The sequence below is a fragment of the Peribacillus sp. 05N428 genome (genome assembly GCF_056397085.1).
In genome coordinates this window covers 1-15439 of record NZ_JBFTMS010000008.1, presented here as the reverse complement: position 1 = coordinate 15439, position 15439 = coordinate 1, and the positions used below count along the sequence as shown (strand labels likewise).

The 15439-nt window shown below is 40.5% G+C and carries 12 protein-coding genes; 3 read left to right on the top strand and 9 right to left on the bottom strand.

What is annotated here, in order from left to right; all coding sequences use genetic code 11:
• Positions 1–725 precede the first annotated feature (725 nt).
• The 3 genes from AC1DIV_RS10065 to AC1DIV_RS10055 all read right to left on the bottom strand — a co-directional run bounded on the left by AC1DIV_RS10065 (position 726) and on the right by AC1DIV_RS10055 (position 4787).
• Positions 726–1898, bottom strand: a complete 1173-nt coding sequence (locus AC1DIV_RS10065; protein WP_477576280.1) for a C40 family peptidase — start codon at positions 1896–1898, stop codon at positions 726–728.
• A gap of 584 nt (positions 1899–2482) precedes the next feature.
• A complete protein-coding gene (locus AC1DIV_RS10060) occupies positions 2483–3106 on the bottom strand; it encodes a DNA-3-methyladenine glycosylase (protein WP_477576278.1) in 624 nt (207 codons plus the stop codon).
• 115 nt (positions 3107–3221) lie between these two features.
• Positions 3222–4787 (bottom strand): MDR family MFS transporter, encoded by a 1566-nt coding sequence (locus AC1DIV_RS10055; protein ID WP_340874751.1) that lies wholly within the window; start codon positions 4785–4787, stop codon positions 3222–3224.
• A 286-nt stretch (positions 4788–5073) separates the two neighbouring features.
• On the opposite strand from AC1DIV_RS10055, the gene proC reads away from it, so the two are divergent.
• Both proC and AC1DIV_RS10045 read left to right on the top strand, forming a co-directional pair.
• Complete coding sequence (gene proC / locus AC1DIV_RS10050) at positions 5074–5880, top strand: pyrroline-5-carboxylate reductase (RefSeq protein ID WP_340874754.1); 807 nt, start codon at positions 5074–5076, stop codon at positions 5878–5880.
• Positions 5881–5962: 82 nt separating this feature from the next.
• Positions 5963–7330: an FAD-binding oxidoreductase gene (locus AC1DIV_RS10045; protein ID WP_323597814.1), complete on the top strand. Its 1368-nt coding sequence runs from the start codon at positions 5963–5965 to the stop codon at positions 7328–7330.
• 255 nt (positions 7331–7585) lie between these two features.
• Here the strand turns inward: AC1DIV_RS10045 and ald are convergent, their stop codons facing one another.
• The 6 genes from ald to AC1DIV_RS10015 all read right to left on the bottom strand — a co-directional run bounded on the left by ald (position 7586) and on the right by AC1DIV_RS10015 (position 14019).
• Positions 7586–8719 carry an alanine dehydrogenase gene (gene ald / locus AC1DIV_RS10040; RefSeq protein WP_034315093.1) on the bottom strand — a complete coding sequence of 378 codons (1134 nt, stop codon included), beginning with the start codon at positions 8717–8719 and terminating at the stop codon, positions 7586–7588.
• Positions 8720–8889: 170 nt separating this feature from the next.
• Complete coding sequence (locus AC1DIV_RS10035) at positions 8890–9711, bottom strand: EcsC family protein (protein ID WP_340874757.1); 822 nt, start codon at positions 9709–9711, stop codon at positions 8890–8892.
• Positions 9712–9763: 52 nt separating this feature from the next.
• Positions 9764–11020: a PucR family transcriptional regulator gene (locus AC1DIV_RS10030; protein WP_034315574.1), complete on the bottom strand. Its 1257-nt coding sequence runs from the start codon at positions 11018–11020 to the stop codon at positions 9764–9766.
• A gap of 128 nt (positions 11021–11148) precedes the next feature.
• Positions 11149–12147: an inorganic phosphate transporter gene (locus AC1DIV_RS10025; protein ID WP_048689777.1), complete on the bottom strand. Its 999-nt coding sequence runs from the start codon at positions 12145–12147 to the stop codon at positions 11149–11151.
• Between the two features lie 15 nt (positions 12148–12162).
• Positions 12163–12783 carry a DUF47 domain-containing protein gene (locus AC1DIV_RS10020; RefSeq protein WP_048689774.1) on the bottom strand — a complete coding sequence of 207 codons (621 nt, stop codon included), beginning with the start codon at positions 12781–12783 and terminating at the stop codon, positions 12163–12165.
• 237 nt (positions 12784–13020) lie between these two features.
• Positions 13021–14019: an inorganic phosphate transporter gene (locus AC1DIV_RS10015; RefSeq protein WP_072272470.1), complete on the bottom strand. Its 999-nt coding sequence runs from the start codon at positions 14017–14019 to the stop codon at positions 13021–13023.
• 394 nt (positions 14020–14413) lie between these two features.
• On the opposite strand from AC1DIV_RS10015, the gene AC1DIV_RS10010 reads away from it, so the two are divergent.
• On the top strand, positions 14414–15244 hold the full coding sequence (locus AC1DIV_RS10010; RefSeq protein WP_340874765.1) for an aldo/keto reductase: 831 nt from the start codon (positions 14414–14416) through the stop codon (positions 15242–15244).
• Positions 15245–15439 lie beyond the last annotated feature (195 nt).

Genomic DNA, 15439 nt, shown 5'->3' with positions numbered 1-15439 from the left:
GAGTATTTTTAATCGTAAAATCAACTATAAAAAAAAGACTTAATACTTTAACAAATTAAAAATAAATTTCCAGTTATAAATAATAAACCACAATTGAATTATTGCGCTTTTATGCGATTGTGGAGATGTAAAGGTTAATGCGCAAGAAATGAGTCAAAAAGATAATGATGTGGGAACATTTGTAGGTAACGGTGTAAAATGATTTTTAATTTTTTTGAATATTATATCATTTTATATTGAGAGAGTCTTGGAGCCATTATCTCTACCTATTGTTTTGCCTTGGAAAAGGTAACTGCTCTGAAGTCAGCTAGTTAATATAAATGATAATTGCTGGATAGGAGCCAGGATACTATTTTGTCAGGTGTGTAATTGGCAGAATCGATAATCACTAAAAGTATTTATGCTACAATTTTTCATCATTGCGGGTAATCCAGCAAAAGTGATGAAAATGTTACTTGCTAAAGAGACTAATAGAACTGAAAAAAAATATATTTTTTATGAAAATATGACCAGTATCTGACAGTGGAGGGACTCTCCTTAAGGGACAATCTGAAATGGAAGCTTGTTTTCCTCATTACAAAGGAAATTGTAATATGGAACCTACTAGTGCATTTGTATCGTAACACCAGTTGGCGGCTATTTTACATTATGATACGCAAAAAAGCGTGTATGATATTTTATCAAACCACGCTTTTTTGCTCTTTATCGTTTACTGTCATCATCATTTAGTTAAGAACCCGGACCGCCTTCACAAAGCTAGGTCCCCAGTAGGAATTGTTGATGTTAGCGTAGGAAACACCTTTAGATGTCGAAGCATTCAGCATTTGACCGTTACCGGCATAAATTCCTACATGATTGATTACTCCATCATTATTGGTATCAAAATATACTAAATCCCCTTTTTGCAGGGCTTTCGAGGATACAGCTGTACCAACGTTTGATTGGGCCACTGAATTTCGAGGCAAGGAAATACCTGCACTTTGGAATGCCCTTAATGTGAAGGATGAGCAATCAAATACGTCAGTGCGTGAAGTGCTCGCACCGTAAACATACTTGGCTCCCATGTATTTAGCACCAGCTGCCAAAACTTGATCTGCTTTGGTGGATTTGGACGGTTTATTACTTGCAGATGCCGAGGCCTTCCCTGAAACCCGGATGGTTTGGCCGATACGAATACGATCTGAGTTAGAAATATTAGGGTTTATTTTAAGTAAGGCACTAAGGGAAAGGTTATATCTTTTAGCGATTGTTGATAAGGAATCCCCTAATTTAACGACATAAACGTCTGTTGTATTTTTACTTTTATCCGGGTTGCTGGTAATGGCATTAACCTTCAAGACCTGGCCGGGAAAAATGAGAGTGCTAGTCAAATGGTTTATAGACTTTAATTGTTGGACAGTCATATTATTGACTCTGGCAATTTTGCCCAGTGTATCCCCGGATTTGACTTTATATGTAGCATTTGAACTGTTTTTAGCCGTAGAGCTGGATCCAGAGGCTTGTCCGGAAACCCGGATGGTTTGGCCAATATATATCCGGTCCGAATTAGAAATACTAGGGTTTAATTTAAGCAGGGCACTAACGGATACATTATATTTATTGGCAATTTTAGATAAAGAATCCCCAAGTTTAACCACATATTTTTCGGTTTTATCTTTATTTTTAACTGTACTGTTGTTAAGAGTATTAAATTTCAAGACTTGRCCGGGAAAAATAAGGTTACTAGTCAAATGGTTTTGAGATTTTAAGTGCTGGACAGTTGTATTATTGGCTTTAGAGATTTTATCTAGGGTGTCCCCTGATTTAACTTGATAAGAACCAGCATAAGCAGAAGTGCCGGCGATTAGGGTACCTATAATGGTCCCCGCAAGAATGAAAGAGTTTTTAGAATTGTTCATTTAGGAAAGTTCCTCCTGATGTGGTAAAAAAATATCTAGCATTTATATTATAAAGGTATGGAATATAAAAAACATGGCCCATATCAATAAAATTCAACTTTTTCATCATTTTTCGGGTTATTCTGTTACAGGAAAATGGGAGTTTGGTACATCGGGTGGGTTCATTGGAGTATAAGAGGACCAAATCTTGGAATTTTGCATAAATGGATAGCTAGTAAACTCAAAAGAGCATTTCGTATAATGGAAGTTTGAGTTACGGTAATTAAAAGAAAGGTAAGAATAATAAATCCTTACCTTTCCGTGATTAATTTTTTAATTTTGTACGTAGGGGGCATCAGGCTCACGATTTTACTATGTGATGATACTTTGAGTAGGGGAATGGCTTTTTTGAATGGCTGATTATATATGGATTTCATACCAAACATTTAGATATTATTACCGGGGTAATTGGCTGGATACCTAAAGCTTTCATTCACTACTTTTTGATATATCGGAATGCTTACGGACATAGTAAAATCCCCTCAAAGTTGCGTAACATCCACAGAGTTTATACAGTTCACTTAGAGGGGATAACATCACGGAGACTATTTTGGTCCCCTGTTTTTAATTAAGTTCTTACGGGATATATATGGATTGTCGGTAACCCAGAAACGCCAAGGGTAATCTTTTGCTTCCCCGGAGTTGTCGATTCCGACGCGGGGGCCGCTGGATATGTGGCCAGGCTTTTTTCCTGCAGCCAGATAAAGCGGGGGGTCCGTAAAAGATCGACCATAATCATCCATGGTGATGCCTAGTGCCTTTGTTAGCTTCCCTGGTCCATCGGTCCATTTACGAATATCGGCAATTCCGCGTCTTTCCTGCATTAACTCGAGACCTGAATACGGTTCAATCGCGCGAATTAATATGGCTTCCGGATTTTCAGGTCCGCCGCTTACGACATTGACCAGTGTATGTGTGTCCATGACGTATGTATAGATCAAACCGGAATTTCCGAACATCACTTCCGTCCGTTTTGTCCGTCTATTTCCAAAACTATGTGCGGCCCTGTCCCCAGGTCCAATATAGGCCTCTGTTTCAACAATGAATCCAGAAGCGGTTCCATCCGCTGTTTCTTTTACGATCAGGCAGCCAAGAAGGGATTTTGCCAGTTCAAGCGTGGGCTGCTGATAAAAATCTGCAGGCAAAATTGAATCGTTTATCTTGTTCATAGTATCACCCCATTTAGTCTCATATAGGTAAAATTCCCTTATCAATGAAAAAGAAACATAGGATTGAAGGGATGAAAAAGGCCGGCTGATTATATCAGCCGGTCCCGAGCATATTTTAGCCTAATTCTTTTTCCGTTTCTTGATCTCTTTTGATTCGGCCCGAACCCACGGAAAGTGCCACTAATATCCCTGCGGAAACAAAAAAGATACCGGTGATGAAAACACTGGAGAATGCATCGATCCAAGCATTTTCTATCGTTTTTACAAGGACATTGCTGACTTCTGCGGGCATTTTAAGGTTTTCAGGATAAAGCATGATGTTGAATAACGTATCCGTTTTATCGGCTAATGCTTTCAGTGCTTCATGCAATACAGGGTCCTTTTGACTTACGACCGCATCATCCATATTTTGCTGGAGATTGTGATTCATGACAGCATTCAAAATCGTGATGCCCATCGTTCCACCTATTGATCGGAAGAAAGTTGAAGCCGCTGTAACCGACCCGAGCTGCGATTTTGGAAATTCGTTTTGAACGGCAATCATCAATGTCGGCATGACAAGCCCCATACCTATCCCAAGGATGGCCATGAATGAGTACGCAGTGAATATAGTCGTACTGCCGTCCATCGTACTCATTAGGAAAAAGCCAAGCGTCGCAAAGGCCATTCCAAAGGTAAGCACGGTACGAAAACGGAATTTCAAAAGTAACCGCCCGCCAATGATGCTGGAAAGAATCATACCGATCATCATTGGAGTCATGGTCGATCCCGCTTTTGTTGGTGAAACTCCCAAAACTCCTTGCATGAACAGCGGGACGAACATGATTGCCCCAAACATGCCAAGGCCAAGCAGGAATCCTAAAATATTCGTGGTGGAAAAAACCCTATTTTTAAAGAGGGATAAATCAAGGATCGGTTCGACCGCTCTTCTTTCAAAAATGATGAATAGGACAATGAAGACAATGGTGCTGCCGAAAATCAAGATAGATTCCAGTGATAACCATTCGAATTTATCACCACCGAAGGTCAAGCCAAGCAATAACAGGACAATACCAGGAATCAAGGTGAAGATCCCTAGATAATCGATATTCACTTTCTCGGTTTTCCTTATCGCTTCATGTTTCAGTCCTACATAAATCAAAATGGCCGATAGTAAGCCCGTCGGTACATTGATCAAAAAGATCCAATGCCAGCTGATATGGTCAACGATCAGGCCGCCCAGAAAAGGGCCGATGACAGAACTTAATCCAAAAAGGGCTCCGAATACACCCTGCCATTTGGCTCTTTGTTCCGCAGAGAATATATCGCCGATGATTGTTTGGGATAAAGGCATGATCATTCCGCCGCCGATTCCCTGCAGACCTCTGTAGATGATCAATTGCTCCATCGAAGTGGCTGTGGCACATAAAAACGAACCGATCGTAAATATGATTGTGCCAAGCAGATAAAGGGAACGCCTGCCATATAAATCAGATAGCTTTCCAACAATGGGTACAACAGTCGTTGAGGCTATTAAATAGGCAGTCGTTACCCATGCAAAGATGGTGAAACCATTCAATTCCCCGATAATTGTCGGCATGGCCGTACCGACGATCGTCTGTTCCAATGAACTGAAAAACATTCCTATGATCAATCCTGTTAAGACAAGCTTGGTATTGACCGCTTTTTTTTCCATTTGCATAGCATTTCTCCATTTCTATAACTGTATTTCTTATTCGTTTGTGACTAATAGGTCAAAATTATAAATCTCTAATGACCAATTAGTCAACGATTTTTTTTTGCAAAAGAATTCAATTACTTGACTATATTGCGTAAAGGTGAATATAAAGATTCATCCATATCACTTTAAGTAATTCGACCAGAAACCACCAAATCCTTCCTGATTAATATCTCCAACGTGTTTCCATTTATCATATTCGATATAATAAAGTGGAACATAGATGAACTTATGATTGGAAGTGTAAGATATGAATAAAAAAATCGGGTTTATTGGATGCGGCAAAATGGGTGAGGCAATGCTTGAGGGCATGCTGCATGCAGAGGTCATTTCACCTGAAGGAATCATGGTCAGTACTTCGAGTGCGGAGACCAAAACTAAAATCACCACGAAATATAACGTTAGAGGTACTTTGGATAATAAAGAGGTTGCCGGTTTTGCCGATTTTCTCTTTCTGGGGATCCAACCTGCCATGCATAAGCAAGTACTTGAAGAAGTGAAGAATCATGTTAAAGAAGACACCGTTATCATTACTATGGCAGCAGGGATCACTGTATCTCTAGTTGAGAAAAGTTTCGAAAAAAGAGTGAAGGTTGTCCGGACGATGCCAAACACTCCTTCGTTTGTCGGTGAAGGCATGACTGCCATGTGCATCAATGATGAAATTACCGATGCTGATATAGAGGATGTGACTGCACTGCTGAATAGTTTCGGTAAAACGGAAATCCTGCATGAAGATTTGATGGACGCAGTTCCGGCCATCAGCGGTTCGTCGCCTGCTTATGTTTATATGTTCATCGAGGCGCTGGCTGATGGAGGGGTCCGTGATGGCATTCCACGAAAACAAGCATACCGAATGGCAGCACAAGCTGTAATGGGAGCTGCTAAAATGGTACTGGAAACGGAAAGGCATCCTGCTGCTTTAAAGGATGATGTCTGCACGCCGGGCGGATCAACGATATCTGCGGTAGCGTCTTTAGAAGAGAATCAGCTAAGATCCAGCATTCTGCAAGCAATGAAGGCCTGCACGGATAAAACGAAAGGTTTCAGTAAATGAAGAAAGATGGATTGCCTATTAGCGGGCAATCTCATTCGTGTAATATTTTCAGAATGTTTGGAGAAAAGAGGGGGCTGCAATAATGAAAGGTTATATAGAAGAATTAAGGAAGATACTTTCGGAAGAACAAGTAACGGTGAATGAAACTTTATTGGAACAGCACAGCCATGATGAATCATATCACACCCCTCATTTACCGGATATGGTCATATATCCAAGGGATACTGCAGAAGTAAGCGCAGTCATGCGTTATGCGAATGAGCATGAAATACCAGTCATTCCTTTTGGGTTAGGATCAAGTTTGGAGGGGCATGTCGTTCCAGTCAAAGGGGGTATTTCCCTGGATTTGTCCTTGATGAATCAAATATTGGAAATCAGGGAAAATGATTTCCTTGTTAAGGTCCAACCGGGTGTGACAAGGACGCAACTTAATAAAGAATTAAAAAAATACGGTTTGTTCTTTTCCGTCGATCCTGGCGCCGATGCTACATTGGGTGGGATGGCAGCTACGAATGCAAGTGGGACGACCTCGGTTAAATATGGGATAATGCGCGATCAAGTCAGGGATTTGGAAGTGGTTTTAGCAAACGGTGAAGTGATTCATTCCGGAAGCTTAGCGACAAAATCATCTTCAGGCATTCATTTGAATGGCTTGTTTGTCGGCTCTGAAGGTACGCTGGGTGTATTTACTGAACTGACATTGAAGGTATATGGCATCCCTGAAGTCACAATGGCCGGAAGAGCCTCATTTCCAACCGTCGAACAGGCAGTATCTGCGGTTAATGGGATCATGCTTGCTGGAATCCCGATTGCACGAATTGAATTGGTGGATGCCGAGTCCATAAAAAAAGTTAATCAATTCATGGACAAATCCTATGATGTCCAACCAACTCTATTCCTCGAGTTTCATGGGAATTTTGCCGGACTGGAACAGGACGTCAAATTTGCCAAGGAAATCGTAAGTGATTTTGGCTGTGGAGATATCCAGTTTGAAACCGATTCAAAAGCACGGAACGCCTTATGGGAAGCGCGCCATAATCTCGCGTACGCTTTCATTCATAGTGCACCCGGAAAAAGGCTTATGGTGACTGACGTAAGTGTGCCACTACATGAATTATCGAATGCCATACTGGATACAAGGAAGAAAGTCGAAAAATCCAAAGTGGAGGGTGCGATTGTAGGACATGTAGGTGACGGGAATTATCACGTATTGTTCATGATTGATTTAAAAAATCCTGAAGAAGTTAAAGAAGCGAAGAGGTTAAATGAAGAAATCGTCGAATATGCATTAACAAAAGGCGGTACATGTACGGGTGAACATGGGGTAGGACTTGGAAAATCGAAGTATCAGCGAAGGGAGCATGGAGCTGCTTATGAAGTGATGAAAACGATCAAACAGGCTTTGGATCCGAAAGGAATAATGAATCCTGGAAAGATTTTCATAGATTAAGAGGAATATTCTATTTTGTATGATTAGTAAGAACATCAACCGGGGAAAGGGCAGACTTGATCAAGAAGTGGCATATCTTATATCTCCGGAAAAATCGCCCGTCCGAGCAGATAATCCAACCCATATGAGGATAATTCGACCCTTGTGCGGAATATCCCGGCCTGATCCGGTTATCATACGAAGAAACTCAGCTTCATCGAGGCCCTCGTCCAAAAAAAATAAGACTCCAGACAAGATTCTGGAGTCTTATTTATATTAAGCGTTAATGTTATTCGGGTTTAAGGCGTTTTCAACACTTACGTAATTGTAGCCAAGGTCTGTGGCAACTGCTTCGAACGTGATTTCACCGTTCGCCACATTGACGCCTTTTGCAAGAGCATCATTTTCAAGGATCGCTTTGATGGCACCTTTATTTGCAATTTGAAGAGCAAATGGTACTGTTACGTTAGTTAAAGCTACTGTAGAAGTTTGAGGCACTGCCCCTGGCATATTCGCCACTGCATAATGAACTACTCCATGTTTTACATAAGTAGGGTTATCATGTGTTGTTATGTGGTCGACCGTTTCAAAGATACCGCCTTGGTCGATTGCAACATCGACAATGACTGAACCTGGAGACATCGTTTTAACCATTTCTTCAGTAACGAGCTTAGGAGCTTTAGCACCTGGAATCAATACAGCACCGATTACTAAATCGGCATCTTTGACTGCTTCTGCAATGTTATAAGGGTTGGAGATGAGTGTAGTCAGTTCATTTCCGAAAATATCATCAAGCTGACGCAGGCGGTCAGGGCTTAAGTCAAGAATGGTAACATCTGCGCCTAAACCAATAGCGATTTTAGCAGCATTCGTTCCAACCATTCCTCCGCCGATTACAGCGACTTTACCGCGTTTAACTCCAGGAACTCCGCTTAAGAGTATTCCTTTACCGCCGTTATTTTTTTCAAGGAACTGAGCACCGATTTGTGCAGCCATGCGTCCTGCAACTTCACTCATTGGTGTCAATAATGGAAGTGTGCGGTTTACTGCAACCGTTTCATAAGCAATGGCCAAGACACCGCTTTCTTTTAGTGCCTGAGCTAGTGCCGGTTCTGCCGCAAGATGTAAATATGTGAAAAGGATTAAATCTTTTCTGAAATATTTATATTCAGATGAGATAGGTTCTTTTACTTTCATGATCATTTCTGTACTTGCCCAAACGCTAGCAGCGTCCTCGACTATAACGGCACCAGCTTCTTGATATGCTTCATTTGTGAAACTGCTTCCTAGACCCGCGTTCATTTCGATTAATACTTCATGTCCTGCATTGACTAATGCCACGACCCCAGCTGGAGTGATAGCTACACGATTTTCATTGTTTTTAATCTCTTTTGGAATTCCTATTCTCATCTTAATCCCTCCAATAATATGTTTTACTATTTGTATCACAAGTATAGTTGGAAAAAGAAACAGTTAGTATGTGGAAATCAGAAAAATGAAAAAGGTGTATTTGTGGAATTCCACAAACGCAGTTTCAAAAAACATGGACTTGCCAGGATCAAGACCTTTTTAAAATGAAATCAATACTTTGCAATAGGTTCTTGAATGCGCTCTAGAATCCTTCTTTTCTTGTAAAGCATGATTCCCGTATCGGCGATATCGGCAATCATCGAACGATTTGTAATGGCGCCAAATATTATTCCGGCAACAGGAACCATTTGCAAAAGCTTTTTCCAGCCAAACTGATCGCGGTATGTATAAACGACTTCTCGCCATCCCTGGAGTTCGGAGGCTATTTCCCTTTTTGATTGGGAATCCGTCTGGTTCATTTTCGACAATTCATTTAATAGAGCCTTTTTTCCGACAACATCCGATGTTGTAAATTGCAGACATTTGACGATGAAAATACGTTCTTGGCGGTCTCTAGGATTGAAGCCATATGTGATGGCGATATCCTGAAGGGTTTTGATGGACATCCCGAGAAGAAGCGGGATGTCCATGGCCAAGGTGAAGATTCCGCCAATCCCGGTAGTGGCACCTTGAACCGTTGCCAATTTGCTGCCTGAAGTTTTAATATCCTGACTCACGCTATCCATGATATGGAGGGGGATGCTTGAAACATCTTCCAGGCCATTAATATTCAAATCGGGAACCTTGGCTTGCAGCTGACTTAGAATATGGGCTTCTTTCGTTAAATATTTTCCGCCATTCTGAATGTAGCTGCCGATTTCATCAAGCATGACACCCAATTTTTTCTGAATGAAATCCGGTGTCAACTTATCCAATAGCTTGAAGGGGATGCGCCCAATCCGTTCCCAAAACCATAGTCCTTTCTGATCTTTCTCCCATTTTTCAATGATTGTTAATTCTTTTTCAAGTTCTTCTTTTGTTTCTAATTTCATATGATCAACCTTTCCACACTTCTTTTAGTATTCCATATCTGGGAATATATCATTAATTTTTTTTGAAAAATTCATCATATTGATTAAGTTTAATGTTAAGAAAGAGGGACATTTTTTGAATAGGGTCTTTTAATCGAATATTTCCCACTTCAGAGATTCTTTTTAATCGGTAATTCAATGTATTTACATGGATATGAAGATTTTTTGAAGCTTCATTTGGGTTGCAGTCTTTCTCTAGATAGACGGTGAGTGTTTGCAGCAATTCCGTCTGGTTTTTCATATCGTATGCTTTAAGTTTAAGGATGGAAGGATGAACACGACGCTGTTTGTTGCTTGCGAGTGATTCAATCATTTGAAACATGCCAAGTTCTTCATAATGTAAAATGAGTGCCATGTCATCAGGGAATATATTCTTCATTTTTAGGGTGTATAGAGCTTCTTCGTAACTTGATTTAACATCCATTAAGTTTTTATACATATTGCCAGCCGTTCCAAGGATATGCTCAACACCGAAACGCCGTTTCATCTCCAGAATGAAAAAAGGGATGAACTCATAAATCGATGAAGTGAAAGAAGGGCTGTTTTCCTGGTTGGCTCCCGCGAAAAGAATGAGCTTGTTATGGTCAATGGCAAATAAGGAACTGTTTATCTTTTGAGTGGTCGTTAACATGTATGAAATGTAGCGCTCCACTTCGCGATTGATCTCTTTAGGAAATTCGAATACCAATATGGAAAAAACCACTGGAACATGGATTGAGAATTTCTTGTAATTTTCAATTATTTCCGATTCCTCTTGGTAGTGCCCGGTCAACATGCGCCAAAGAAACTCTTGATGACCTGCTTCTTTCCTTTTCTTTTTCAATTGCAATTGCTGTAACTGGTTCTTTGCCTCCTTGGCAGCGAATTGCAGAAATTTCATATCTTCTTCTGTGAAAGGTTCATTTACTTCCAAGGCCCAAATGAATCCAAGTACTTCATTATTTTTCCGGATGGAAACCGCAACCCTGTTACCGAGACCGACATCATTGATGGCCCCGATTTTAATGGGGGCATCTTCCTTCAATAACGCAGGGATGAAGCCATCTTTCCATAAACTGTTGATAACCTTTTCAGGGACACGTCTTCCGATTATGGTCATGATACGGGCCTGATCCGTAGTATCATCGTGAGTGCTATAAGCAAGTAAGCGGTGGTTACCGTCCTCGATTGTAATGGGGCAACCTAAAACAGAACTGATTCTATCGGCAAACTCCATCATATCTCCATAAAGGTCTTTAAAAATATCTCTATTTTTTTCGAATTCCTTCATTCTTATTTTGCCCCTCGCTAAAAAAATTCCTTCTCCTTGAATTTTAAACGATTTCCTATTGATAAGCATAGATAAATCCTTTGTAAAACAGAAAATCCCTACCGATGGAAACCGGAAGGGATTTTATTTTAGAATAAGAAGTTAATTAAAAGATAAATCAAACCAGCTAATGTTGCCGAGATGGGAATGGTAATGAACCAAGTGATGATCATTCTTTTTGCCGTTCCCCATTTTACGCCCTTGACACGATGCGCAGATCCAACACCAAGGATTGAAGACGAAATAACATGGGTTGTACTGACTGGCATGTGTATTACAGTCGCGCCGAAAATGATGAAGGCTCCGGTTAAATCGGCTGCAACACCATTGACCGGGCGGATTTTCATGATTTTGCCGCCAACGGTCTTAATGATTTTCCATCCGCCGACGGAAGTTCCAAGTCCCATTGCGAGCGCACAGGAGAACTGAACCCAGAAGGCGATATCGGTACTTGATGCATAACCATTTGCAATAAGGGCCATCGTGATGATACCCATCGCTTTTTGTGCGTCGTTCGTTCCGTGGGTATACGATTGAAGTGCTGCAGTAGCAATCTGTATAGTCCGGAATCTTTGGTTTGTTTTTGTCAGGTTATTGTTTTTAAAGACAACTTTAAAGATGCTGTATACGATAAACCCGATTGCAAAAGCAATTAGTGGGGAGAAGATCAAAGCTTGAAGAATTTTCATGAATCCTCCCCAGTTAATTCCAGCGAATCCTGCTGCAGCAATGGCTGCACCAGCAATCGAACCAATCAATGCATGGGAGGAACTGCTTGGTATTCCGTAATACCACGTTAGAAGGTTCCATATGATAGCGGCAAGTAGAGCAGCCATTATTACATATGAACCATTCGGAAGCGTGAACGGATCCACGATATCCTTCGTTATGGTCTTCGCCACTCCAGTAAATGTCATGGCACCGACGAAATTCATGACGGCTGCCATGATGATGGCATGCCTAGGCTTCAAGGCCTTTGTTGAAACGGCAGTCGCTATTGCATTGGCTGTATCATGAAAACCATTGATGAAGTCAAATGCTAAAGCAAAGAAAACGATTAATATTGTTATAATTAATAAAGTATCCATTTATTGGGGTACTCCTTAGGCGTTTTTCATTATGATTGTTTCAAGTGTATTGGCCACCGCTTGACAGTGATCGGCAATCTCTTCAAGGCTTTCGTAAATTTCTTTATATTGAATGATCCTGATTGGGTCTTTTTCAACTGTAAACAAGTTTTTGATTGATTGACGTTGGATTCCGTCACAAACGGATTCAAGATCTTTAATTTTGATTGCATGTTCACGAATCATTGGTAATTTTTTAGTGGATAGTGTATCGACAGCATTTTCAATCTCATACGTACACTGTTTGATTGCATCCACAAACTTAAGCATATACTCATCTGCATTGACAATTGAGTACATTTCGAATAATGCCGCACAGTGTTCCAAACCGTCTATGACATCATCCATTCTCATGGTTAATTCAAGGATATCCTCCCGTTCGATAGGAGTGATGAAAGCATTGTTCAGCTCTTTGATCACATTATGAACCATTGAATCGCCTTTATGCTCATAGTCTTTCATGGTATCTGAAAATACTTTGAGATCGGAGATGTTCTTGAGTTTATAATCCGCGAAATAGTCAGCACCTTCTTTAAGGTTTTGAGCGATGTTAAAAAGCATTACCGCGAATTTGTCTTTTTTTGATTTAAAAGCCATGTTAAAGCCTCCCAATTAGTCATGCAAATTTACGCACTTTAGTCGTACGCTTAGTATTAACAAATTGATTGTAACGAATTCATGTAGTATCCGGGAAGGTTTTTCGACGAAAATTTACAAAATCTTAATAAAACTTTACATAAAAAAACAAGGAAAATTAAAAAAAGGGAAAAACCCTGCATTTATAAGGGGGATTTGTAAAAAAAAAGCCTTTCCGATATGGAAAGGCAAAAGGTTTTATAAAAATAAAGCAATCAAATAGTAAATGATTCCAGCTAAGGAAGCAGAAATTGGCAATGTAATGAACCAAGTGACCAGCATGTTTTTTGCGGTTCCCCATTTTACCCCTTTGATGCGGTGTGCAGAACCGACCCCAAGTATTGAAGAAGAAATGACATGTGTCGTGCTGACCGGCATATGCAGGAAGGTTGCACCGAAAATGATCGCTGCTCCAGTCATATCGGCAGCAACGCCATTAACCGGGCGGATTTTCATGATTTTACCGCCAACGGTTTTGATGATCTTCCAACCTCCGATCGATGTACCAAGCGCCATGGCTATAGCGCAAGATAATTGTACCCAGAAAGGAACTTCAGAGGTAGAGGCATATCCGTTAGCGATCAAAGCCATCGTGATGATACCCATGGATTTTTGAGCATCATTCGTCCCATGTGTATAAGACTGGATGGCCGCTGTGACAATTTGTATTCTCCTGAATCGTGTATTGGTTTTTCCTAAATTATTATTTTTGAATACTACCTTGAAGATACTGTAAACAATGAATCCAAGCGTAAAGGCAAGGATGGGAGATAGGATCAATGCTTGTACAATTTTAGTGAATCCACTCCATTTAATCGCATCGAATCCACTGGCCACGATGGCCGCTCCAGCTATTGAACCAATGATCGCATGGGAGGAACTGCTTGGAATGCCAAAATACCAAGTGATTAAATTCCATATTATTGCCGAAATTAGTGCAGCAAGGATAACATAAGAACCATTATTCAATGTGAAAGGATCGACGATATCCTTCGTAATGGTATGCGCTACACCGGTAAAGGTCAATGCTCCCAATAAATTCATGACCGCAGCCATGATGATTGCATGACGTGGTTTAAGTGCTTTGGTTGATACGGCTGTAGCGATGGCGTTAGCCGTATCATGGAAGCCATTGATAAAGTCAAAGACCAAAGCAAAAATTATTATTAGCGCGGTTAAGATGAGTATGGTATTCATACATGGAGGACTCCCTTGATTTCAAGTATATGAAGTGAATATAGTTTGTGGCCAATGATTGGGCGCAGGACAGTTTGCACTCCTCAATATTTAGAATGGGAGTTTTAGTTTTGATTATTCTTTAAAGATGGCACCTTCTTTTTTACATGGTTTAAAATCGAACTATACTATTGTAACGAATTACATACCTTTAAGGATAGATGTTTCGTCATTTTTTTACAAAATATTTAACTTAGTGAATGATTAAAAAGATAAAATGTTACATTGATATATATAAATGGCCTTTAGGGATGGGTTTTCACTCAAGGGACTATATAAATCCCGATGCTTATGGTTAGAAATAGAAGGTGGAGGGATGTATAATTGGTAAATAAAAGTAAGGGGGAATGATGGAATGATTTCGAATATTGGGGAAACGATCACCTTACATAATGGAGTTAAAATGCCACAGTTGGGTTTCGGTGTATTTAAAGTGAAAAACGGCAATGAAACGGTTGAGTCCGTCAAAAAAGCGATCGAAGTCGGTTATCGGGCGATTGATACAGCGGCCATTTATGAAAATGAAGAAGGTGTAGGCCAAGCGATTCGGGAATGCGGAGTGCCACGTGAAGAATTGTTCATAACCTCCAAAGTGTGGAATACCGAGCAAGGATATGAAACGACGCTCAAGGCATTTGAGAATAGTTTAAATCGCCTTGGATTGGAATACTTGGATTTATACCTGATCCACTGGCCGGGAAAAGATAAATATCTGGAAACCTGGAGGGCATTGGAGAAGCTTTATAAGGATGGAAAGGTGAAATCAATCGGTGTAAGTAATTTCCATGTTCATCATTTGGAAAATTTACTTGCAAACAGTGAAGTGAAGCCGGTCGTCAATCAAATTGAATTGCATCCACTTTTAACTCAAGTCGAAATTCGTGATTACTGTGCAAAACATGAAATAAAGGTAGAATCTTGGAGCCCGCTAGGCAGAGGAAACCTTTTGGAAGAGCCGACAATTAAGCATATAGCAAAGAAGCACGGGAAAAGTTCAGCACAAGTATTGATTAGATGGCACCTGCAACATGATCTAGTTGTAATACCTAAATCGATTACGCCGTCCCGTATCAAGGAAAATGCGCAGGTATTTGATTTTTCATTGAGTTTAAATGAAATGAATCAAATAGATGCCTTGAACAGAAATGAACGTTTCGGCAGCAATCCCGATGAACTTTTGTTCTAAAAAGAATACAGCAAATGAAAGGAGGGTGTCCCGATAATGGGGCACCTTTTTTCTTGTGTGCCAGGCATGGCATCTATCTAGGTGGTGAAAGTCCACTGTGGGGGTACACATCGACCAACCACTAAGGAAGCGCAAGGTACTTATCGTGAGGTAAGGGCTGGAGGAAGCGTGGAATAAAATCTTGGCTCGACGAAC